This is a genomic window from Phytomonospora sp. NPDC050363 (genome assembly GCF_040655735.1).
Classification (GTDB): Bacteria; Actinomycetota; Actinomycetes; order Mycobacteriales; family Micromonosporaceae; genus Phytomonospora.
Map to the genome: position 1 here is coordinate 15,350 of NZ_JBFAKK010000011.1, position 19,473 is coordinate 34,822.

Annotated in this window: 21 protein-coding genes and 1 pseudogene; 14 read left to right on the plus strand and 8 right to left on the minus strand. The window is 70.9% G+C overall.

Annotated features, from left to right (window positions below; all coding sequences use genetic code 11):
- The first annotated feature begins 98 nt into the window (after nt 1-98).
- A complete protein-coding gene (locus tag AB0I28_RS26840) occupies nt 99-1,397 on the plus strand; it encodes an MFS transporter (protein WP_357497829.1) in 1,299 nt (432 codons plus the stop codon).
- Here the strand turns inward: AB0I28_RS26840 and AB0I28_RS26845 are convergent.
- Nucleotides 1,394-2,311 (minus strand): aldo/keto reductase, encoded by a 918-nt coding sequence (locus AB0I28_RS26845; RefSeq protein ID WP_357497830.1) that lies wholly within the window; start codon nt 2,309-2,311, stop codon nt 1,394-1,396. The genes AB0I28_RS26840 and AB0I28_RS26845 overlap by 4 nt on opposite strands.
- 60 nt (nt 2,312-2,371) lie before the next feature.
- On the opposite strand from AB0I28_RS26845, the gene AB0I28_RS26850 reads away from it, so the two are divergent.
- On the plus strand, nt 2,372-2,761 hold the full coding sequence (locus tag AB0I28_RS26850) for a MerR family transcriptional regulator (protein ID WP_357497831.1): 390 nt from the start codon (nt 2,372-2,374) through the stop codon (nt 2,759-2,761).
- On the opposite strand, the gene AB0I28_RS26855 is transcribed toward AB0I28_RS26850, so the two are convergent.
- The 3 genes from AB0I28_RS26855 to AB0I28_RS26865 are packed head-to-tail and all read right to left on the minus strand — an operon-like array spanning nt 2,758 to nt 4,768.
- On the minus strand, nt 2,758-3,729 hold the full coding sequence (locus tag AB0I28_RS26855; protein ID WP_357497832.1) for a S41 family peptidase: 972 nt from the start codon (nt 3,727-3,729) through the stop codon (nt 2,758-2,760). The two genes, AB0I28_RS26850 and AB0I28_RS26855, sit on opposite strands and share 4 nt — an antisense overlap.
- A gap of 9 nt (nt 3,730-3,738) precedes the next feature.
- A complete protein-coding gene (locus AB0I28_RS26860; RefSeq protein ID WP_357497834.1) occupies nt 3,739-3,909 on the minus strand; it encodes a DUF397 domain-containing protein in 171 nt (56 codons plus the stop codon).
- 10 nt (nt 3,910-3,919) lie between these two features.
- Nucleotides 3,920-4,768 carry a helix-turn-helix transcriptional regulator gene (locus tag AB0I28_RS26865; RefSeq protein ID WP_357497836.1) on the minus strand — a complete coding sequence of 283 codons (849 nt, stop codon included), beginning with the start codon at nt 4,766-4,768 and terminating at the stop codon, nt 3,920-3,922.
- 127 nt (nt 4,769-4,895) lie between these two features.
- Here AB0I28_RS26865 and AB0I28_RS26870 point away from each other — a divergent pair, with 127 nt between their 5' ends.
- Nucleotides 4,896-5,258 (plus strand): hypothetical protein, encoded by a 363-nt coding sequence (locus AB0I28_RS26870; RefSeq protein WP_357497838.1) that lies wholly within the window; start codon nt 4,896-4,898, stop codon nt 5,256-5,258.
- Here AB0I28_RS26870 and AB0I28_RS26875 read toward each other — a convergent pair.
- Nucleotides 5,177-6,439: a DNA recombination protein RmuC gene (locus tag AB0I28_RS26875; protein ID WP_357497839.1), complete on the minus strand. Its 1,263-nt coding sequence runs from the start codon at nt 6,437-6,439 to the stop codon at nt 5,177-5,179. The genes AB0I28_RS26870 and AB0I28_RS26875 overlap by 82 nt on opposite strands.
- 42 nt (nt 6,440-6,481) lie before the next feature.
- On the opposite strand from AB0I28_RS26875, the gene AB0I28_RS26880 reads away from it, so the two are divergent.
- The 4 genes from AB0I28_RS26880 (at nt 6,482) to AB0I28_RS26895 (ending at nt 8,859) form a co-directional block, all read left to right on the plus strand.
- Nucleotides 6,482-7,243: a hypothetical protein gene (locus AB0I28_RS26880; RefSeq protein ID WP_357497841.1), complete on the plus strand. Its 762-nt coding sequence runs from the start codon at nt 6,482-6,484 to the stop codon at nt 7,241-7,243.
- Between the two features lie 39 nt (nt 7,244-7,282).
- The gene (locus AB0I28_RS26885; protein ID WP_357497842.1) at nt 7,283-7,651 is read left to right on the plus strand and encodes a hypothetical protein; all 369 of its coding nucleotides are present in this window, start codon (nt 7,283-7,285) and stop codon (nt 7,649-7,651) included.
- Between the two features lie 115 nt (nt 7,652-7,766).
- Nucleotides 7,767-8,051: a hypothetical protein gene (locus tag AB0I28_RS26890; protein WP_357497844.1), complete on the plus strand. Its 285-nt coding sequence runs from the start codon at nt 7,767-7,769 to the stop codon at nt 8,049-8,051.
- 127 nt (nt 8,052-8,178) lie between these two features.
- Nucleotides 8,179-8,859: a hypothetical protein gene (locus AB0I28_RS26895; RefSeq protein ID WP_357497845.1), complete on the plus strand. Its 681-nt coding sequence runs from the start codon at nt 8,179-8,181 to the stop codon at nt 8,857-8,859.
- Nucleotides 8,860-8,917: 58 nt separating this feature from the next.
- Here AB0I28_RS26895 and AB0I28_RS26900 read toward each other — a convergent pair.
- Nucleotides 8,918-9,783 (minus strand): annotated as a pseudogene (locus AB0I28_RS26900) (IS5 family transposase).
- Nucleotides 9,784-9,986: 203 nt separating this feature from the next.
- Here AB0I28_RS26900 and AB0I28_RS26905 point away from each other — a divergent pair.
- Together AB0I28_RS26905 and AB0I28_RS26910 are read left to right on the plus strand one after the other, a co-directional pair.
- The gene (locus AB0I28_RS26905) at nt 9,987-10,241 is read left to right on the plus strand and encodes a hypothetical protein (protein ID WP_357497847.1); all 255 of its coding nucleotides are present in this window, start codon (nt 9,987-9,989) and stop codon (nt 10,239-10,241) included.
- Nucleotides 10,242-10,744: 503 nt separating this feature from the next.
- Entirely contained in the window at nt 10,745-11,002 is a 258-nt protein-coding gene (locus AB0I28_RS26910; RefSeq protein ID WP_357497849.1) for a hypothetical protein, read from the plus strand.
- A gap of 50 nt (nt 11,003-11,052) precedes the next feature.
- Here the strand turns inward: AB0I28_RS26910 and AB0I28_RS26915 are convergent, their stop codons facing one another.
- Nucleotides 11,053-12,126, minus strand: a complete 1,074-nt coding sequence (locus tag AB0I28_RS26915) for a sugar phosphate nucleotidyltransferase (RefSeq protein ID WP_357497851.1) — start codon at nt 12,124-12,126, stop codon at nt 11,053-11,055.
- Nucleotides 12,127-12,272: 146 nt separating this feature from the next.
- On the opposite strand from AB0I28_RS26915, the gene AB0I28_RS26920 reads away from it, so the two are divergent.
- From AB0I28_RS26920 to AB0I28_RS26930, 3 genes are read left to right on the plus strand one after another with little or no spacing between them, the layout of a single operon-like run.
- The gene (locus AB0I28_RS26920; RefSeq protein ID WP_357497853.1) at nt 12,273-13,361 is read left to right on the plus strand and encodes an iron ABC transporter permease; all 1,089 of its coding nucleotides are present in this window, start codon (nt 12,273-12,275) and stop codon (nt 13,359-13,361) included.
- Between the two features lie 3 nt (nt 13,362-13,364).
- Nucleotides 13,365-14,150: an ABC transporter ATP-binding protein gene (locus AB0I28_RS26925; protein WP_357497855.1), complete on the plus strand. Its 786-nt coding sequence runs from the start codon at nt 13,365-13,367 to the stop codon at nt 14,148-14,150.
- Entirely contained in the window at nt 14,147-15,121 is a 975-nt protein-coding gene (locus AB0I28_RS26930) for an ABC transporter substrate-binding protein (protein WP_357497856.1), read from the plus strand. Before AB0I28_RS26925 ends, AB0I28_RS26930 begins: the two co-directional genes overlap by 4 nt.
- Before the next feature lie 396 nt (nt 15,122-15,517).
- Here the strand turns inward: AB0I28_RS26930 and AB0I28_RS26935 are convergent, their stop codons facing one another.
- A complete protein-coding gene (locus tag AB0I28_RS26935; protein WP_357497858.1) occupies nt 15,518-16,675 on the minus strand; it encodes a glycosyltransferase family 1 protein in 1,158 nt (385 codons plus the stop codon).
- A 94-nt stretch (nt 16,676-16,769) separates the two neighbouring features.
- On the opposite strand from AB0I28_RS26935, the gene AB0I28_RS26940 reads away from it, so the two are divergent.
- Both AB0I28_RS26940 and AB0I28_RS26945 read left to right on the plus strand, forming a co-directional pair.
- The gene (locus AB0I28_RS26940) at nt 16,770-17,498 is read left to right on the plus strand and encodes a TIGR03089 family protein (RefSeq protein WP_357498260.1); all 729 of its coding nucleotides are present in this window, start codon (nt 16,770-16,772) and stop codon (nt 17,496-17,498) included.
- A 176-nt stretch (nt 17,499-17,674) separates the two neighbouring features.
- The gene (locus tag AB0I28_RS26945) at nt 17,675-19,471 is read left to right on the plus strand and encodes an ABC transporter ATP-binding protein (RefSeq protein ID WP_357497860.1); all 1,797 of its coding nucleotides are present in this window, start codon (nt 17,675-17,677) and stop codon (nt 19,469-19,471) included.
- Nucleotides 19,472-19,473 lie beyond the last annotated feature (2 nt).

Here is a 19,473-nt window from a genome sequence, read left to right on the forward strand (position 1 = left end):
GAGGGGTTTCGGGTCGCGGGAAGCCCTCAGGCGAGGGATACCCGCCCGCACCACCCCGGCGGAGGGTCGAGATCCACACCCGACCCGAGGAGCCCTTCATGCCCCGAACCCTCACCGGCGGCGACACCGTCACCGCCCCCGGCCTGCGCCTCGGCGCCCTGTTCGGCCCCGCCGTGTTCGGCGTGACCGCCGCCGGGGTCGCCCTCCCCGCCGTGATCGCCGGCCTGCGCGCCGACCCCGCCGCCGCGACCTGGGTGCTCACCGTCCACGCCCTCGCGCTGGGCGTCGGCACCGCGTTGTTCGGCCGCCTCGCCGACGCCGTCGGCGTCCGCGCGGTCCTGTGGTCGGGAAGCGCGATCACGGCCGCCGGGACGGTCGTGTGCCTCTTCGCGCCCGGCCTCGGCAGCCTCGTCGCCGGCCGGGCGCTGCTCGCCCTCGGTTCAGGCGCCTTGGCGGCCGGCGGGCTCGCCCTGGGAGCCGCGACCGACCCCGAGCGCCGCCCGCGCGTGCTGGCCGTCTTCGGCGCCGTGATCGCGGTCTTCGCGGCCGCGGCGACCTTCGCCGGCGGAGTCGTCACCGACGTCCTGTCCTGGCGGGTCGCGCTCGTCCTGCCCGTCCTGTCGATCCTCGCCGTCCCGCTCTGCCTCCCGCTCGCCCGCGCGCACGGGGCACGCCAGGGCGTCGACGTCCTCGGCGCACTTCTGCTCGCCGCGACCGCCACCGCCGGCCTCGTCCTCATCCAGGCCCGCACCCTCCGGCTGCCGCTCGCGGTCACCCTGGCCTGCGCACTCGCTGTCGCCGCCGGGGCGATCGCCCTCTGGCGCCGGATCGCGACCCGCCCCGACGGCTTCGTCCCCCGCGACGTCGTCACCGACCCCCGCTTCCTGCGCGCCGCCGCCGTCGGCGCGGGCGTCTACGCAGGACTCTTCGCGACGATGTACGCCGTCCCCCAGCTCCTCGCCCGCGAGCACCACTGGGGCGTCCTCGCCGTCGGCGCGGCCCTGCTGCCCGGCGCGGTGCTCGGCGCGGTCGTCTCCCGGGTCGCCGCCCGACCGGCCGTCCTCGCCGCCGTCGCCATCGCCGCGGCCGTCACCGGAGCCGCCGCCGGACTCGTCGGCGGCGGCCCGTGGGGACTGGTCGTCGGCGCCTCCCTGGCGACCACCGGCTTCGCCACGACCCAGGTCGTCGCCACCGGCCGCGTCTCCGCCGCCGTCGAACCCAGGCGGCGCGGAGCCGCGATGGGCCTGCTCAACCTGTGCTTCTTCGTCGGCGGCGCGGCCGGCTCGGCGCTGGCCGGAGCGCTCGCCGAACCCCTCGGGCTCGGCGGCGCGCTCGCGGTCGCGGCGGTCCCGCCGCTGCTGGCGGGGCTGCTCGCGCCCGGGCTCAGGAAGTCCTAGCCGGCCGCGTTCAGGCGGGCGCGCTGGTCGGCGCTGAGCTCGACGTCGCGGGCCGACAGGTTCTCCCGCAGTGTCTCCAGGCGGCTCGACCCGATGACCGGGACGATCCCGTCGCCCATGAGCCACGCGAGGACGACCTGGCTCGTCGTCGACTCCAGCTCGGCGGCGACCTCGCCGAGGACGGCGAGCTTGGCGGTCGTCCCGGAGTGGTCGTAGGCCTCGGGGAGCGGGCGGCCGCCGTAGGCGCCGAAGATCATCGACGTGTACGCGAACAGCGTCAGGCCGGGCTCGCTGCGGACGTAGTCGAGCAGGTCGGGCTGGGCGACGCGGTGGCCGCTCTGGTCCAGGGCCGCGTCGGGCCGGGGCTGGAGGTAGGAGTGGCGGTACTGGAGCCAGCTGTAGGGGGTCCAGCCGTTGGCGGCGGCCAGGTTCTGGGCCCGCTCGACGCGCCAGACGGCGTGGTTGCTGACGCCCAGGCGGCCGACCTTGCCCGCGGTCACCTGCCCGTGCAGGGCCTCCATCGTCTCGTCGAGGCCGACTCGGCGGTCCTCGATGTGCGCGTAGAGGACGTCGACGTGGTCGACGCCCAGGCGGCGCAGGCTGCCGTCGACGGCCTCGCGGATCGCCTTGGCCGACAGGCCCTCGGTGTTGTCGGGCCACTCGCCGGGGCCGGTCGGCTGCCCGCCGAGCTTCGTGGCGATCGTCAGGCCACCGCGACCGCGCCGGGCCAGCCACCGGCCGAGGACCTCCTCGGCCTCCCCGCCCTTGGCGCCCTCGTCCCACCAGGAGTAGCTGTCGGCGGTGTCGATGATCCGGCCGCCCTTGTCGGCGAACTCGTCGAAGATCGCGAAGCAGCGCTCCTCGTCGATGGTGGTGCCGAAAGAGCAGGTGCCGAGTGCGAGTTCCTTGGTCATGTGGCCAGCCTGCAACCTGGAGCGTGCTCCAGGTCAAGTGATGGTGGCATGCTTTGACGCATGAAGTACTACTCACCTTCCGAGACCGCCGAGCGGACCGGTTTCAGCCTCGACACCCTCCGGTACTACGAGCGCATCGGACTGCTCGACTCGGTGCACCGGGCCTCCTCGGGCCACCGGCGCTTCACCGACGACGACCTGGGCTGGCTCGGCACGTTGTCGTGCCTGCGTAATACGGGTATGCCTATCGCGGAGATGCGCAGGTTCGCCGAGCTGTGCCGCGAGGGCGACCACACCATGGACGAGCGGGTCGCGTTGCTGGAGAAGCACGATGCCCGCGTCTCCGAGGAGATCGCGGGCATGCGCGAGCGGCAGAAGTACATCCGTAACAAGGTGCAGTGGTACAAGGAGTTCGCCATGCCGGCGGCCTCGGTGAGCTCCGGCGCCTAGGCGAGCTTCGCCAGGGCTTCCTTGGCTTCGGTCGCGGTCGCCGGGTGCGGGCCGGAGGCCAGCACGTGCTCAAGCGCGGCCTTGTAGGCCAGGTCGTAGGCCTGCTCGGCGGGGACGGCGATGTCGGGGGCGATGCCGACGCCCTCCCAGTTGGTCTTGGTGACCGGGTTGATCGACCGCGCGACGGGGATGGTGATCTCCATGGTCGGCGTCAGCCCGAAGAACTGCGTCGGGTGCGCGCCGCCCCGGGTGGTCTCCCCGATGGTCGTGGCGCGGCCCAGGGCCTTGAGGTTGTAGGTGAACTCCTCGCCGGCCGAGAAGGTCGCGGCGCTGGTCAGGTTCCAGATCGGCTTGCCCAGGTAGCGGGGGCCGGGGACGGTCGGCAGGGTCCAGTACTGCTTGGTCTCGCTGGTCGAGCCGTTGTAGGTGTCGCTGAGGTGGGTCTCGGCGTCGGGGAACAGGTGGCTGTGCCAGATCTGGACGCCGTCGGGGGAGCCGCCGCGGTTCTCCCGGTTGTCGAAGATCAGGGCGTTGGTGTTGGCGACGAGCGCCATCGCCGCGCCGATCGCGGAAGCGCCCGGAGCGGTCGTCACGTTGGTCAGCGCGATGAGGCCGATGTTGCCCGGCAGGCGCGTGACCTGGGCGATGCCGTGGTTGGTGCGGCCCATGTGGGCTTCCCAGGCCGCCTCGGCCTCGGCGTCCGAGGGGGTTTGCTCGCCGGGGTTGGCGATGGGGCGCAGGCGGAGGTGCTTGTCGCCGGTGTGCTCGTGGAAGAGGGCGGTGATCTTTTCGCCGAGGGTGGCGTCGTCGAGGTCGGCGAAGTCGCCGGCGGCGAGGCGGGCGCGGATGTCGGCGGCGAGGGTGGCGGCTTTGTCCGGGAAGATGTAGTTGCTGGTGAGGAGGTCGAGGGCGGGGTCGATCAAGGGGTGCGTGGGGTGGGGCGTCGGGTGGGGTGCGGCGTTAGGCATTGGGCGAGATTAGCCCTCGCGGAGGCCGCCGATGAAGCCCTGCCAGGTGGCGTGGTCGGTCGTGAGGCAGGGTCCTGTGCGGTCCTTCGTGTCACGGATGTGCATGAGGGATGGGGTGTGGGCCACCTCGACGCACGCTCCGTTGCCCTCGGAGCGGCTCGACTTCTTCCAGCGCAACATGTCCGACTCCTTACATCCGCTTTCGCCAGGCGCGGATCTGCTTGAGGGATTCCTCTGGAGTCAAAGCTACGCGCTGGATCTCGTCTGCGGCCCATCGGTAAGCCCGCGCCTTCGCCGGTGCCGAGACGTAGCTCGCGCCATCGATCAACTCTGTATAGGCGGCTTCGAAGCCGTCATCGAAGCGAAGCAGCGTCAATTGACCCGCTCCCACCGGACGGGCTCCTGCCTCTGGCAGAAGAATCTGGACGGAGACGCCGCCGCTGTCGATGAGATCCAGGACGTGATCGAACTGGGCCGCCATGACGTCCGGCCCACCAACCTGCACTCGGAAAGCGGTTTCGGCCAGGACGACGTCCAGGCGGAGTGGGTTCGCGGCATCGGTCAGCCGTGCGGAACGCTCGGTTCGGAAGCGGGCGAACCGCTCAACGTGATCGGGCCGAACGAGCGAGGTCGAGCCCGTCACCGCACGGGCGTATGCCTCGGTCTGGAGGATGCCAGGCATCGCCCACAGTTCCATCGTGAACAGCGATTCCGCGAGCCCTTCGAGCCCGGCGTACAGCGTAAACCAATCCGGCAGCACGTCGGCATACTTCGCCCACCAGCTCCGGCCGCCGATGCGCCGGGCCATCGTGGACAGCCGGGTGATGTCGTCCTTGGGTGCGCCGCAGGCTTCGAGGATGAGCGCGACGTCGTCCGCGTTCTGTCCGAACCTGCCGGTCTCCATGGTGCCGAGCTTCGCTCGGCTCACGCCGGTGAGCTCTCGGAGCTGGGCGAGCGACAGCCCGGCGTCGTGGCGGAAGGAGGCTATCTGCGCGCCGAGAAGCCAGCGGAGGGCCTTGGGATCGTTTCGGTTGAGCATGGCGTGATCCTCCCACCTTCCCATGTTCCGTCAAGGATGCGACACGCCGGGAACATTTGCTAGACATCCAGGTATTTCCGTGCGAGCTTGAGTTACCGCCGTTTCGCATCGAAAATCAGGAGGATCGATGTCCGTCGAATTCCCGGCCCTGGACACCCCCGAGTTCAACGAACTCATGCGCCAGTCCGCCCGCGCCTACGGCGCTTCGCGCTTCGCCCTCTTCGCCGTCCGCCGCGACCCCGACGACGCGATCCAAGTCGCCGACGGTCTCGACGACGGCACCCAGGCCATCCTCTGGTGGAACGCCCCCGAGAACACCACCGCGAACACCACCGCCCCGCTCAGCCGCATCCGCGTCCACAGCAGCGCCGAGACCGCGCTCCTCCTCGCAGACAGGGGCGAGGACCGCTACCGCCTCGTCTGGGTCGACTCCCCGCCAGAACCCGACGCGCCGAACCCCGACCCGGAGCCCTCCAGCCCGTCGTCCTGACCGCCGCCGGAGCCCCGGACACCGTCCCCGTCGTCCGACCCCAGACCGTCACCCACCAGTTCCCCCGCCTGCACCTGCCGGGGCGTCAGCTCCACCGGATCAAGATCCGGGATCACCTCCTTGCTCACGCCCATCTCCGCGAACTTCCGCGCCGTCACCAGCACCCGCGTCTCCATCGACCCGACCGCCTTGTTGTACGCCGACACCGACGCCCCCAATGACGTCCCCAACTTCGTCAGGTGCCCGCCCACCGTCGACAACCTCGCGTACAAGTCCTTCGCCAGCGCGTGCACCTCCAGCGCGTTCTTCGCCAAGGTGTCCTGCCGCCAGCTATAAGCGATCGTCCGCAGCATCGCCACGAGCGTCGCCGGGGTCGCCAGCACGATGTCCCGCGAAAACGCGTACTCCAGCAGCGTCGGCTCCTTGCGCAGCGCCGCATCCAGGAACGCGTCCGCCGGCACGTACAGCACCACGAACTCCGGCGTCGTCGGAAACGCCCGCCAATACTCCTTCCGCGACAACGCGTCCACATGCGCCCGCAACTGCTTGGCGTGCACCGACAGGGCACTGTTGCGGCGCGGCTCGTCGTCACCGGCCTCCATGGCCTCCATGTACCCGTCGAAGGGCGCCTTCGCGTCGACCACGACCTGCTTCCCGCCCGCCAGGTGCACCACCAGGTCGGGCCGGAAAGTCCGCTCCTCCACCGACACCGTCACCTGCTCGCTGAAGTCGCAGTGCTCCAGCATCCCGGCCGCCTCGACGATCCGCCGCAACTGGTGCTCGCCCCACCGTCCCCGCACCTGCGGCGCCTTCAACGCCGACGACAGCGAGGCCGTCTCGCTGCGCAACCTGTCCGACGTCCGCGCGACCTCGGCGACCTGCGTCCGCAAGGTCGCGTAGGCCTCCAGGCGGGCCCGCTCGACGTCGGCGATGTGCGCCTCGTACCGGTCCAGGCTTTCCCACAGGGGGCGCACCAGCTCGTTCAGCCCTGCCTTCGCCTCGGCGTGCACGTCATGGCTCAACGCCCGCAGCGACTGCTCGAAACGGCTCTCGCCCTCGTCGCGCGCGGCCAGCTTGGCGGCGAGCGTCGCGGTCTCGGCGGCGGTGCGCGCGCGGGCCGCGAACCAGCCGATCGCGCCCCCGGCAACCAGACACACGATTGCTATCAGGACATACGACATGGACTCCAGTGTGCCCTCAGGATCTCCAGGTACCGTTCAGACATGTCGGGTTACGTCGTGCCGGTTCTCATTCTTCTCGCCGTGGTCGTCATCGTGGTCGCCTTCGTGGTCCTCGGCCGCAAGGCAGCCGCGCGCCGCCTCGCCGACGCCCGCGAAGAGGCGCAGCGCTGGTACGAGCGCCTCGGCGGCCAGACCATGAACCTCAGCGGAGGCGACGACCCCGCCGCCCAGCAGGCCCTCGTCGACGCCGGTGAGCGCTACAACGCCGCCGGTGCCCAGCTCGAACGCTCCACGACGGCCCGCCAGTACGAGCTCGCCGGCCAGACGGCCCTCGAAGGCCTCTACTACGTCCGCGCGGCCCGCACCGCCCTCGACATGGACCCCGGCCCCGAACTGCCGACGCTGCACGGCCAGGCCCGCGCCGGGCACGTCACCGAGCGCATGGACGCCGAAGTCGACGGCCACCGCTACTCCGCCAGCCCCAAACCCGGCCGCGACAACCGGCACTACTACCCGGGCGGCAACGTCGGCGGCAGGCCGGTGCCCTCGGGTTGGTACAGCGAGCCCTGGTGGCGGCCGGCGCTCATCGGCGGCGCGAGCGTGCTCGGCACGATGCTCATCTTCGACGCGCTGATCATGCCCGGCATCCACGCCGGCGCCGTCGAGGGCGCCTACGCCGACGGTTACGCCGACGGCGCGGGCGACGGTGGCGGTGACGGCGGCGATGGCGGCGGTGACGGCGGCGGTGACTTCGGTGGCGGAGATTTCGGGGGAGGCGACTTCGGCGGCGGCGGAGACTTCTAGGATCCGGGGAGTCGTGTGATCGACGATGATGGAGGCGGAATGGTGCGCTCGCTCGTGTGTCTGCTCATTGTGGGCGTGGTGGTCCTGGGCATCGCCGCGGCGATCGTCATCCCGCTGGTGATCAGTAAGAACAAGAAGAACTCCGGTGCCGGGCAGTTCGGCCAGCAGCCCTACGGTCAGCAGTCTTACGGCCAGCAACCGCCTTACGGTCAGCAGGGCTATGGGCAGCAGCCCTACGGTGAGCAGTCCTACGGCCAGCAGCAGTACCCGCCGCAGGCTCCGCCCAGCGACGGCGGATACCCGCAGGCTCCGCAGTCGGGCGCACCCGGGCAGTCCTACGGAGAGCAGCCCCCGCAGCAGCCGGGCCAGCCGCCGTACCCGCCGCAGCAGCCTCCCTACTCGGGCTGAGCCCTTCGGGCGACCGGCCTCGGCCGTGATCCGGACCGACTCCGCTGGACGGAGTCGGCCTGGTCGCAGCGCGTCGAGCGTGCTGTGCCCTTGACAGGGGCCATAACCTGGCGTGATGTTGAGCGCCGCGAGCGGTACGGACACCCCGACCACCTTGCTGATCGTGATCGCCGTGGTCGGCCTCGCCGCCCTCGCGTGGGTCTCCAACAGGAAGAACGAGAAGGCGAGGGCCCGAAAGCGTCCCGCACGCGGCCGCCGGAATGGCGGCGGAGGGTACTACTCGGACTCCGGCTCGGGATCGTGGAGCGACGGCGGTTCCGGCTCCGGCTGCGACTCCGGCGGTGGCGGCGACTCCGGTGGCGGCGGGGACTGCGGCGGCGGTGGTGGCGGCGGGGACTAGAGCTGCCGACTCGTCCCACGGCCAACCGTGGCATCTGACGCCTGGGGAGTGTCGGTACCGACGTCTACGATCCGGACCGACCGGTGTTCGAGCAGCGGCACCGCTTCCGTTCGAAGGAGCCTCCGGCGTGACCACGATCTTCACCGTCTCCGTCGACTCTGTCGAGGGCTCGGCATTCTGTGGGAGGGTGCACGTCGTCAACCCGGACGTCCCCTATGTTCCCGCGGAGACCGTCTTCGCCCTGTCTCTCCTGGTGGACGCGTGGTGGAAACTGGAGCACGGGTCCCTGCGCAACGAAAGCCGTGAGGACGGACAGCGGTACCCCTTCACTGAGGAGCAGGGCAAGGACATCACCGCGGGCATGCGACGGAGGGACGAGTTCCCGCATCTCTTCGACCTCATCCTCGGCAAGGAGATCAGGGTCACCGAGGACGGGTACCTGCTCTCCGACGACGGCAAGACCGTCCTCGAACCCAGGCGCAAGGCCGAGGACGTGTACCGGCTGAGCGGCGGCAGCCGCCCGGGCTATTCGGTGTTCACCCACGGCGACGCCGAGGAGTTCTCCCAACGCGCCGACGACATCGTGACCTCCTTTGACATCAGCCCCTACCGGAACGCCCCGCACCTCAACGGCGCCGCGACGCCGGAGGATCTGGACGTGTGGGACGGGCTGGAGCTGAAAGAGGGCTACTCCCTGGCCGACATCCCCTACGCCGAGATCGTGGTGACGGTCGGCGACCCCGGCTACCTCGAACACCTGGTCGCCGGCATGCGCTGGGAAACGACCATGACGGGTGAGGTCTGCTGAGCACTCGCGACGCTGCCGCACCATTGTGGACAAGCCGACCGGATCGCCAGGGCATGGCCTAGGGCGTGTTTGCAAAGAGTGGTAGCCATTGGTGGATGGCGGCGATGGTGATGGCGGCTTGGTAGGACTGGTGGGTTTTGTCGTATCGGGTGGCGATGCCGCGCCATTGCTTCAGCTGGTTGAAGCAGCGTTCGACAAGGTTGCGGTGTTTGTAGAGCTGCTTGTCGAAGGTGGGTGGGCGTCCGCCGTGGCTGCCGCGGCGGGCTCGGTTGGTCTTGTGGTCGGCGCGTTCGGGGATGGTGGCGCGAATGCCGCGCCGCCGGAGGTGTGACCGGATCGCTTGGGTGGAGTAGCCCTTGTCGGCGAGGACGTGGTCGGGTCGGGTGCGTGGCAGCCCCGGGCCGATGCGGGCGACGCTGACCGAGTCCATGACCTGCTCGAAGCGGGTGCAGTCATTGACGTTGCCCGCCGAGAGCACAAAGGACAGGACACGCCCGTTCCCGTCAGCAGCCAGGTGGATCTTCGTGGTTAATCCACCACGGGATCGTCCGATGGCGTGAACCGATTCGCCCGAATCACCACGCCCCCTTTAGCGCCAGCAGCGTGCTGATGAGCACGCGTGATCGTCGAATCGATCGAGACGAGCCAGTCCACGTCGCCACGCGCGTCAGCGTCGGCCTGGAGCCCGGCCAAAAGCCGCTGAAACGTCCCATCCAACGCCCACCTGCGAAAACGCGCATACACACTCCGCCAGGGACCATAACGATCAGGGACATCCCGCCACGGAGCACACGAACGGATCTTCCACACGATCCCGTTCAACACCCGCCGATCATCAAGACGAGGCCGACCACCCTGCATCACCGGCGGCAACAGCCCGGCCAGCACATCCCACTCAGCATCCGACAACTCATACCGACGAATCACCCACCCACCATCCCACCCCTTTGCAAACACCCCCTAGGGCGGCGGCGGTCGATGGCTCGCTCGGCCCGCATGCCCTCTGCGCCCACTCCGCCGTGGTGCGCCCGGCCCGACCATGCCTGCCTCCGGACCGGCCCACCCCACCATGCCGCGCCACGTTCAGACGTCCGGCCGACCTTGACGTGGCTCCATAACCTGGAGTGATGTTGACCATCGCGTCCAGTGTGGATCTGTCGTACGTGTGCCTCGCCGTACTGGCCGTGCTCGCCGTGGTGATGTTCGTGGTGCGAGGCCGGTCCGCTTCGAAGGCGCGCGGGCGGCGCTCCTCCGGCGGCGGCGGGCGCTACCGCGGCGGATCGTCTTCTTCGGGCTCCGGCGGCTGGGGTGGCTCGGACTCGGGCGGGGGCGGCGGCTCGGGTGGGGATTCCGGCGGGGGTGGCGGCGGCGGTGGCGGTTGACCACCACCGAACTCACACAGTCGCCGAAGCCTGAAACTGTGACCATCACAGGGATCCGGCCCGCCTCCGACGCCCCCCGTTCCTTGACCGTCCCTTTTAGCCTGACGGCATGTACACCGAGCCGCTCGGGGCGCCCGCGATCATCGGAACGGCCGGCTGCGTAGCGCTCTTCGGGCTGGTCCTGCTGGTCCTCGTGGCGCGGCGGACGGGCCGTCTGAGGCGGCGGAACTCGCGTCGGCGCGGTCCGCGGCCCGCTGCGGACGGTCGCGGCGCGACGAGCCGGGCCAGCTGGGGGACCTCGGCCGCGAGCGGGTCCGGGCCGAGAGCTTCCGGCCGCACCGGCTCCGATTCCCGCACCGGCCCCGCTCCCGGCCCCGACTCCCACACCGACCGGGACGCCGCCCGCGCCGACTCCCACGCCGACTCTGCCGCCCACTCCCATCCCGGTGACCGCCCGCCCGCACGGGACGGCGAAACGTCCCCTGTGGACTTGTAGTCGTCACATGGACACGGGGCTCTTAGTCATGCTGATCGGGTTCGGCGCCTTCGGCGCCCTGCTCGTCTTCGCCTTCATCTGGGACCGGCGGGCGACCATCCGCGCTCGCGCCAACCCGCGCCGGTACGACTCGTCGGGCCGTCTCATTCCCGGCGCCTACTACGGCAACCACCAACACATCGGCGGCGGACACAGCGGCTACGGAGGCGGCGGCGACAGCTGCGGCGGTGACTCCGGCGGCGGCGGGGACGCCGGGTCCTGCTGACCCGCGCGCCCGCGCCCTGAAACCCGCGCCCTGAAACCCCGGCCCGAAACCTACGTGTGCGCCCGGTCGCCGCGCGCCTTGAGCTCGTCGACCAGCTTCTTGACGTCCTGCGCCCTGCTCCGGGGGCACACCAGCACGGCGTCCTCGGTGTCGACGACCACCAGGTCGCTCACACCGACCGTGGCGATGAGCCGCCCGCCGCGCGGGACGACGACGGTGTTGGTCGTGTCGATGGACAGCACCTCGCCCGAGCCGATCGTGACGTTGCCGTCCACATCGGACTCCAGCACGTCGGCGAGGGTGTCCCAGTCGCCGAGGTCGTTCCAGGAGAAGTCACCGGGCACGACGGCGACCTTGCCGGCCTCGGCCGCGCCCTCCATGACGGCGTGGTCGACGGAGATGCGGGGCAGTTCCGGCCACAGTTTGCCGATCACCTCACCGCGCGCAGGGGTGTCCCAGGCGGCGGCGATCTCGCGCACGATGTCGTGCAGCTTCGGCTGCTGGCGGGCCAGCTCGTCGAGGAAGGTGCTCACCTGCCAGACGAACAGCCCGGAGTTCCACAGGTAGCCCTGGTCCACATAGGACTGGGCGGTCTCCCGGTCGGGCTTCTCACGGAACTCGTCGAGCACCATGCCGCCGTCGAGCTTCTTGCCGCAGCGCAGGTACCCGAAGCCGGTCTCCGGTGCCGTCGGCGTCATGCCGATCGTCATCAGGTACCCGTCCTTGGCCAGTTTCACGGCCTTGCGGACGGTCTCGACGAAGCGCCGCCCGTCCGGGATGAGGTGGTCGGAGTGGAAGGACCCCATGATCCCCGACGGGTCGCGCTCGGCGATGACCGCGGCGGCCAGCGCGACGGCCGGGCAGGAGTCGCGGGGGGACGGCTCGATGAGGAGGTTGGCGTCCGGCACGTCGGGGAGCTGGCGGGCCACCGAGGTGGCGTGCGCGGTCCCCGTCACCACGTAGGTGCGCGTGGCGTCGGCCAGCGGTTCCAGCCGGTCGACGGTGTCCTGGAGGAGGCTGCGCTTGGAGCCCGTCAGGTCGTGCAGGAACTTGGGGTGGTGCGAGCGGGACAGCGGCCACAACCTCGTGCCACTGCCACCGGCCGGGATGACCGCGTGAAACATCGGACCAGTATGCGGGATCCGGGCGATTGCCGCTCATCCGACCATCACGGCTCCCGCGTGTGACCCACGGCTCACCGGCTTGCGCGTCACTCCCACCTAAAGTCTAATGACAATCGTTTTCATTAGACCGGAGGTGCCGACCGACCATGCCCGCGCCGAGCCTCGACGCCCCGACCGCCGCGCCCCTCGAAGCGGCCACCCGCACCCACCGCAGAACAGTCGCCGGACCCGCGACGGTCGCCGCCCTGTCCCTCGTCCTGCTCGCCGTGATGGTCGCCGCCATCGGTCTCGGCGCCGCCGCGATCTCCCCGGCCGAGACGGCCCGATACCTCTGGGCGGCCCTGACCGGCGACGCCATCGACGCCCGCGAACTCGGCCGCTACCAGATCGTCTGGCAGATCCGCACCCCCCGCGTCCTGCTCGCGGCCTTCGTCGGCGCCGGGCTGAGCGTCGTCGGCGTCGCCGTGCAGGCGCTGGTCCGCAACGCCCTCGCCGACCCCTTCGTCCTCGGGGTCTCGTCGGGGGCCTCGGTCGGGGCGGTCGCGGTGGGCGTGTTCGGCGGCCTCTCGGCGCTGGGCGTCTACGCGGTCTCGGCCGGTGCCTTCCTCGGCGCCCTCGCCGCCTCCCTCCTCGTCTACCTGGCCGCCGCCTCCTCGGCCGGCATCACCCCGCTGCGGCTGGTCCTGACCGGCGTGGCGATGTCCTTCGGCTTCCAGGCGCTCATGGCCGTGCTCGTCTACCTGGTCCCCGACGGCGAGGCCACCGGCACGATCCTGTTCTGGACCATGGGCGGCTTCGGTGCCGCGAGCTGGGGTGGCCTGCCGCCGCTTGTCATCGCGGTCACCGCCGGGATCTGGGTGCTGCGCGCGGCTAGCCGACGGCTGGACGTCATGTCCCTCGGCGACGAGACCGCCGGCAGCCTCGGCGTCGACCCCCGTCGCCTGCGGCTCGGCCTGTTCGCGCTGACCGCGCTGATGACCGGGACGATGGTGGCCCTCAGCGGCGCCATCGGCTTCGTCGGGCTGGTCATTCCGCACCTGGTGCGCCTGCTCGCCGGCGCCGCGCACGCCCGCGTCCTGACGGTCGCGCCCCTCGTCGGCGCGATCTTCATGGTCCTCGTCGACCTCGCCTCGCGCACGCTCGTCGCGCCCCGGGAACTGCCGCTCGGCGTGATCACCGCCCTCATCGGGGTTCCGCTGTTCGTCGCACTCATGCGCCGCCGAGCGGGGCGGTGAGGCGTGGACCTGCGCGTCGACCGCCTCTCGGTCACCCTCGACGGCGCCCGGATCGTGCGGGAGTTGTCCCTCGACGTCCCCGAAGGCCTCATCGTCGGCCTCGTCGGGCCCAACGGCTCGGGCAAGTCGACCGCCCTGCGCTGCGTCTACCGGGCGCTGCGCCCCAGCGGGGGAGTCGTCCGGATCGGCGGCGACGACCTGCTCGCCCTGCGCCCCCGCGAAGGCGCGCGCCGGATCGCCGCGCTGACCCAGGAGCCCGCCACCGACATCGACTTCACCGTCGCCGAACTCGTCGCCCTCGGCCGTGCGCCGCACCTGCCCGGCAACCGGCGCCTCGGCGAGCGCGACCGCGAGGTCTGCCGGGAGGCGATGGACCGGCTCGACGTGCTGCACCTGGCCGGGCGGAGCGTGCGTGCGCTGTCGGGCGGCGAGCGGCAGCGGGTCTTGGTGGCGCGGGCGCTGGCGCAGGAGCCGCGGGTGCTGGTCCTCGACGAGCCCACCAATCACCTCGACGTGCGCCACCAGATCCGGCTGTTGTCGCTGCTGCGGCGGACCGGCCGCACGGTCTTGGTCGTCCTGCACGACCTCAACCTCGCCGCGGCGGCCTGCGACCGGATCGGCGTGCTGCGCGGCGGCGCGCTGGCCGCGTCGGGGACCCCCGCCGAGGTGCTCACTGAAGCGCTCGTGGCGGACGTCTTCGGCGTCAAGGCCGTGATCACCGCGCACCCGGTGACCGGCGATCCACGACTCCTGTATTCGCTCGACCCCCTGGAAGGAACGACCCCATGAAGTTCACGCCCCGGTGGCTGTGCCCGGCCGCCCTGCTCCTGCTCGCCGGTTGCGGCGCCGAGGTCACCGGCGAGGCCGCCGCGACCGTCACGGTCAACCGCTGCGGCGAGCCGGTCGAGTACACGACCCCGCGCGAGGCGGTCGTGTACGAAGGAGGCAGCGCCGACAAGATGTTCGCCCTCGGCCTCACCGAGCATGTGCGCGGCTACGTGATGCCCCCGGCGAACCCGCCGGTCACCGAGTCGCCGTGGGCCGCGGAGTACGCGAAGGTCGACTTCCTCGGTGATGACCTGCTCAACAAGGAGCTCGTCGTCGACGCCGGCGGCGACTTCGTGCTCGCCGGCTGGAACTCCGGTTTCAGCGACCGGCGCGGCATCACCCCCGAGATCCTCGACGGCCTCGGCGTCATGAGCTTCATGCACGCCGAGAGCTGCTTCAACTACCCCGGCCACCCGGAGCGCTGGACGCCCTTCGAGGGCCTCTACACCGACCTGACCCGCCTCGGGCAGGTCTTCGGCGCCCGGGAGCGCGCCGAGGCGCTCGTCGGCGAACTCAAGGGCCGCGTCGAGGCCGTCAAAGCGCAGGCACCGGCCGGAGACCCGGTGAAGGTGTTCCTGTACGACTCGGGGACTGACCAGCCCTACACCGCCGGGGCGCAGGTCCCGCCCAACGACATCATCGCCTTCGCCGGCGGGGTGAACATCTTCGCCGGCCTCGACGAGCGCTGGACCCAGGTCGGCTGGGAGCCGGTCGTGGCCGCCGCACCGGAGGTGATCATGATCCTCGACTACGGCGACCAGCCCGCCGAGGAGAAGATCGCCTTCCTGAAGTCCTCGCCGAAGACGAAGGACCTGCCGGCCGTGGTCGCCGGGAACTTCTTCGTCCTCGACTACAACGAGGGCATCAGCGGTCCTCGCAACGTCGACGGACTGGAGCGGTTCGGCGAGTACCTGCGCGGCCTCGACCGGTGACCGGCGCGGTACGGGTGCCCGAGCGCCGGGCACCTGCTCGCGCTGTGGCCGGCGCTGGTCGCGGCGGTCGTGGGCCTGTTCCCGTTCACGATCTACTCGACCTTCCTGGTCCCGGTCGCCCGGACCGCCTCGGCCGACGCGGCCTCCGCCGGTGCCCTTCGCGGGCTCGGCGGGGTCGCCGGGCTACGCCATGGTCGCCGCGGCCGTCACCACACTGATCGTGCGGACCGGCGGCACCACGACCTCGACGGCGCTGACCGTCAACGCCGCCGCGATGAGCTTCGGGACCTTCGCGGGCACGGCCGTCGGCGGCGCGGGGCCGGCCCTGGCCGGTCTCGGCGGCCTGGGCCTGGCCCCTCGCGGCGGTGAGGGCGTGCGCGCTGCTCCCGGCCTCCGTCAGGCGGCCCGGCCGGCCTTGACGCCGTCCATGACCTTGCGCCAGGTCGCGATGTGCGCCTGCGCGCTGCGCTCCCAGGTGAACTCCTTGGCCCGCTCGACGCCGAGCTGCGCGAGCTTCTTGCGGCGCGGTTCGTCGTTGAGCAGCGCCTCCAGGTCGCGGGCGATCTCGTCGGACTCCTCGCCGGTGTAGGCGACGGCGTCGCCGCCGACCTCGGGCAGGGACAGTCGCGGCGTGGTCAGCACGGGCGTCCCGCAGGCCATGGCCTCCAGGACGGGCAGGCCGAAGCCTTCGCCGTGCGACGGGTAGGTCGACACCAGCGCCCCGCCGAGGTAGCCGGGCAAGTCGGCGTAGCGCAGGTAGCCGGGGCGGACCACGCGCAGGTGGCTGGGGACCTCGGCGATGGCGGCGTCGATGGCGTCGTCGTGGCCGGAGCCGCCTGCCAGGACCAGCGCGGGCGGGTTGGCGGAGTTCTCCACCGCCGAGGCCCAGCCGCGGATCAGGTTCGGGACGTTCTTGCGGGGCTCCATGACGCCCAGGAACGCCACGTAGGTGGTGTTGCCCAGGCCCAGGCGGGCCGCGACACGGCTGCACTCGGCCTCGGTGGGCACGTGGAAGGCCTCCGGGTCGAGGCCGTGGTAGGCGACGTCGATGCGCGCCGGGTCGGCGTCGAGGAGGCGGATCAGTTCGTCGCGGGTGGCCTTGCTGGGCACCACCACGCGCGCCGCGCGGCGCAGCGAGGTCTTGATCGCCGAGCGGAAGAAGGTCCCGCGCGGCTTGTCGTAGTGGTCGCGCTCGGTGAAGAAGGTCGCGTCGTGGACGGTGACCGTCACCGGGCAGGACGCGCGCAGCGGGCAGGTGTAGAACGGCGAGTGCAGCACGTCGGCACCGACCTGCGTGGCCAGCAGCGGCAGCCCGGTCTGCTCCCAGGCGAGGCGGGCGGGGCGGTGGGTGACGGCGGCGGGCGCGGCGATGATCTCGGCGTGCTGGAGCAGCCGGCCGTAGCGTTCGGCGTCGGTGCGCTGGCACACCACGGCGAGGGAGAGTTCATCGTCGACGAGGGCGCCGAGGAGTCCGTCGACGTACCTGCCAACTCCGCCGCGGTCGGCGGGCACACCTGTGGCGTCGACGAGGACACGCAGCCGGGACAACAACATCCACTCCTCATTGAGTCGTTTGTGACGTTCCTAACTTCCGAGCGTACGCCGCAAGCCGACCCGCCCGACAAAGCATGTACCCCCACCACGGATGATGGAACGCGTGAATATCCCGCAAATGTTCGCCGCCGCTACCGGCGGTGACGCCGCGCGCCCTTTCATCACGTATTACGACGACGCGACCGGCGAGCGTGTCGAACTGTCGTATCTGACTGTCGCGAACTGGACGAACAAGACCGCCAATCTGCTCGTCGACGGTTCCGGTCTCGGGCCCGGATCGACTGCGGCGGTGGCGATGCCCGCGCACTGGCTGACGGCGGCGTTGCTGCTCGGCTGCTGGAGCGCCGGGGTCGCCGTGGCGCACGAGACGGCCGATGTGGACGTCGCCTTCGTGGGCGGTGACCGTTTCGGCGACGCGCCGAAGTCGCCGGAGACCTACGGCGTCTCGCTCAAGCCGATGGCCTTCCGGCTCGACGACGCCCCCGAGGGGATCGTCGACTTTCTGACAGAGGTCCGCAACTTCGGCGACCACTTCGGCGGGTCCACTGTGGTCGGCGACGACGATCCGGCGCTGGTGGCGCTGCCCGGCGGGGGTGCGCGCACCCAGGCCGAGCTGGTCGCCTCGGGTGGCCGACGGGCCGGTGAGCTGGAGGTCGCGGCCGGCGCCCGGATCCTCCTGGCGGGTGACCGCCTGCGTCCGCTGGACTGGCTGCTCATGCCGCTGGCGGTCGGCGGGTCGGTGGTCTTGTGCCGTAACAGCGACGGTGTCGACCTCGACGCCCGCGCGGCCACGGAGAAGGCGGTCAGGGTCGACGTTTCGTAAGGAGCGGCCGGCCGGCGAGTGCTGACAGGATATTTTTCTGGTGAGTTGAGCCACACTCCCGTGCGCTAGAAGCGGCGGTTACCTCCCTATCTTGGGTGGTCACATACCTGCTTGCGCGCCTCTGGGCGCTGAAAAGGAGAGGAAGGGAGTCAGACTCTGGGTTTAACCTACGAGCCATGCCCTCTTCTGATCACCCACCTGAACCTCAGCCGCGTCCGGCGCGGCACGCATTGTCCAATTTGTTGCGACTTCGCACCTATCTGCGGCCCTACCTCGCGCGCATGGTCACCATGCTGGTCCTCGCGCTGATCGCCTCCGTCGCGAGCCTGGTGATCCCGCGCGTCATCCAGGCCGTCATCGACGGCCCGGTCACCGACCGCGACACCGGCGGGCTCTGGCTGCTCACCGGCGTCATCGGCGCCCTGGGACTGGCCGAAGCCCTGCTGGTGTGGCTGCGCCGCTTCATCCAGGCCAAGGTCGCCCTCGGTGTGGAGGCAGACCTCCGTCGCGACATCTATCGGCACGTGCAGCGCCTGCACGCCGGTTTCCACGACCGGTTCCAGACCGGCCAGCTCCTGTCCCGCGCCACCGGCGACCTCGGCCGGATCCGCCGCTTCGCCGCGTGGGGCATGATCTTCCTGGTCATCAACATCTTCACCTACATCGCGGTGATCGGGCAGCTCGTCCAGATCTACTGGCCCCTCGGCCTGGTCGTCGCCGCCAGCGCGGTGCCGCTGTTCTTCCTGTCGCGCAACTTCGCGCGCGGCTACATCACCGCCTCGCGCGCCGAGCAGGACCAGCAGGGCGAGGTCGCCAACCTCGCCGAGGAGACCGCGCAGGGCATCCGCGTCATCAAGGCCTTCGGCCGCGCCCGGCACGTCATCGCCAAGTTCGACGGCGGCGCGGAGAAGCTCTACGACATCTCGCTGGCCAAGGTCAAGATGCTCTCCCGGTCCTGGGCCATGTTCGACGCGATCCCGAACCTGGTCCTGGCCGCCGTCCTCATCGGCGGCGCGCTGGCCGTGGCCAACGACAAGATGACCATCGGCGAGCTGGTCGCCTTCGTGACCCTCCAGCTCATGCTCGTCTGGCCCATCGAGGCCCTCGGCTGGATCATCGCCAACGGCAACGAGGCCATGACGGCCGCCGACCGCGTCTTCGACGTGCTCGACACCGAACCGGCCATCGTCGACCGGCCCGGAGCGCGGGATCTCCCTCGAGCGGAGGCGAAGGGGCACCTGCGATTCGAGGGGGTGCGCTTCACCTACGACGGCACCGACAAGGTCATCCTCGACGGACTCGACCTCGACGTCCGCCCCGGAGAGACCCTCGCCATCGCCGGCGTCACCGGCTCCGGCAAGACCACCCTGCTCTCCCTGGCGCCCCGCCTCTACGACGTCGACGGCGGACGCGTCCTCCTCGACGGCAACGACGTGCGCGACCTGACCCTCGACAGCCTGCGCCTCAACGTGGCCACGGCGTTCGAGGACCCGACCCTGTTCTCGATGAGCGTCCGGGAGAACCTCACCCTCGGCCGCGCCGAGGCAAGCGAGGCCGACATCGAGGAGGCCCTGCGGGTCGCGCAGGCCGAGTTCGTCTACGACCTGCCCTGGGGCCTCGACACCCGCATCGGCGAGCAGGGCCTGTCCCTGTCCGGCGGACAACGGCAGCGGCTCGCCCTCGCGCGCGCCGTCATCGTCAGGCCCGCCGTGCTCATCCTCGACGACCCCCTGTCGGCGCTGGACGTGCACACCGAGGAACTCGTCGAACGCGCCCTGGCCAGCGTCCTGGCCGGCACGACCGCCCTGGTCGCCGTCCACCGGCCGTCCACAGTGGCCCTCGCCGACCGCGTCGCCCTCCTGGAGGACGGCCGCATCGTCGCCGTGGGCACCCACAGCGAACTGCTGGAGTCCACACCCGCCTACCGCGCGGTCCTGTCCGCCGAGTCCGACTCCGTGGGAGCCGCCGCGTGAGC

Bases quoted from the DNA above. Each gene is read 5' to 3' on its own strand.
- AB0I28_RS26905 (WP_357497847.1), top strand. From the start codon at position 9,987: ATGTTGACCATCGCGTCCAGTGTGGATCTGTCGTACGTGTGCCTCGCC.
- AB0I28_RS26880 (WP_357497841.1), top strand. From the start codon at position 6,482: ATGTCGGGTTACGTCGTGCCGGTTCTCATTCTTCTCGCCGTGGTCGTC.
- AB0I28_RS26870 (WP_357497838.1), top strand. From the start codon at position 4,896: ATGTCCGTCGAATTCCCGGCCCTGGACACCCCCGAGTTCAACGAACTC.
- AB0I28_RS26945 (WP_357497860.1), top strand. From the start codon at position 17,675: ATGCCCTCTTCTGATCACCCACCTGAACCTCAGCCGCGTCCGGCGCGG.
- AB0I28_RS26840 (WP_357497829.1), top strand. From the start codon at position 99: ATGCCCCGAACCCTCACCGGCGGCGACACCGTCACCGCCCCCGGCCTG.
- AB0I28_RS26885 (WP_357497842.1), top strand. From the start codon at position 7,283: ATGGTGCGCTCGCTCGTGTGTCTGCTCATTGTGGGCGTGGTGGTCCTG.
- AB0I28_RS26845 (WP_357497830.1), bottom strand. From the start codon at position 2,311: ATGACCAAGGAACTCGCACTCGGCACCTGCTCTTTCGGCACCACCATC.
- AB0I28_RS26940 (WP_357498260.1), top strand. From the start codon at position 16,770: ATGGAACGCGTGAATATCCCGCAAATGTTCGCCGCCGCTACCGGCGGT.
- AB0I28_RS26910 (WP_357497849.1), top strand. From the start codon at position 10,745: ATGGACACGGGGCTCTTAGTCATGCTGATCGGGTTCGGCGCCTTCGGC.
- AB0I28_RS26890 (WP_357497844.1), top strand. From the start codon at position 7,767: ATGTTGAGCGCCGCGAGCGGTACGGACACCCCGACCACCTTGCTGATC.
- AB0I28_RS26855 (WP_357497832.1), bottom strand. From the start codon at position 3,729: ATGCCTAACGCCGCACCCCACCCGACGCCCCACCCCACGCACCCCTTG.
- AB0I28_RS26875 (WP_357497839.1), bottom strand. From the start codon at position 6,439: ATGTCGTATGTCCTGATAGCAATCGTGTGTCTGGTTGCCGGGGGCGCG.
- AB0I28_RS26850 (WP_357497831.1), top strand. From the start codon at position 2,372: ATGAAGTACTACTCACCTTCCGAGACCGCCGAGCGGACCGGTTTCAGC.
- AB0I28_RS26860 (WP_357497834.1), bottom strand. From the start codon at position 3,909: ATGTTGCGCTGGAAGAAGTCGAGCCGCTCCGAGGGCAACGGAGCGTGC.
- AB0I28_RS26915 (WP_357497851.1), bottom strand. From the start codon at position 12,126: ATGTTTCACGCGGTCATCCCGGCCGGTGGCAGTGGCACGAGGTTGTGG.
- AB0I28_RS26935 (WP_357497858.1), bottom strand. From the start codon at position 16,675: ATGTTGTTGTCCCGGCTGCGTGTCCTCGTCGACGCCACAGGTGTGCCC.
- AB0I28_RS26865 (WP_357497836.1), bottom strand. From the start codon at position 4,768: ATGCTCAACCGAAACGATCCCAAGGCCCTCCGCTGGCTTCTCGGCGCG.
- AB0I28_RS26930 (WP_357497856.1), top strand. From the start codon at position 14,147: ATGAAGTTCACGCCCCGGTGGCTGTGCCCGGCCGCCCTGCTCCTGCTC.
- AB0I28_RS26920 (WP_357497853.1), top strand. From the start codon at position 12,273: ATGCCCGCGCCGAGCCTCGACGCCCCGACCGCCGCGCCCCTCGAAGCG.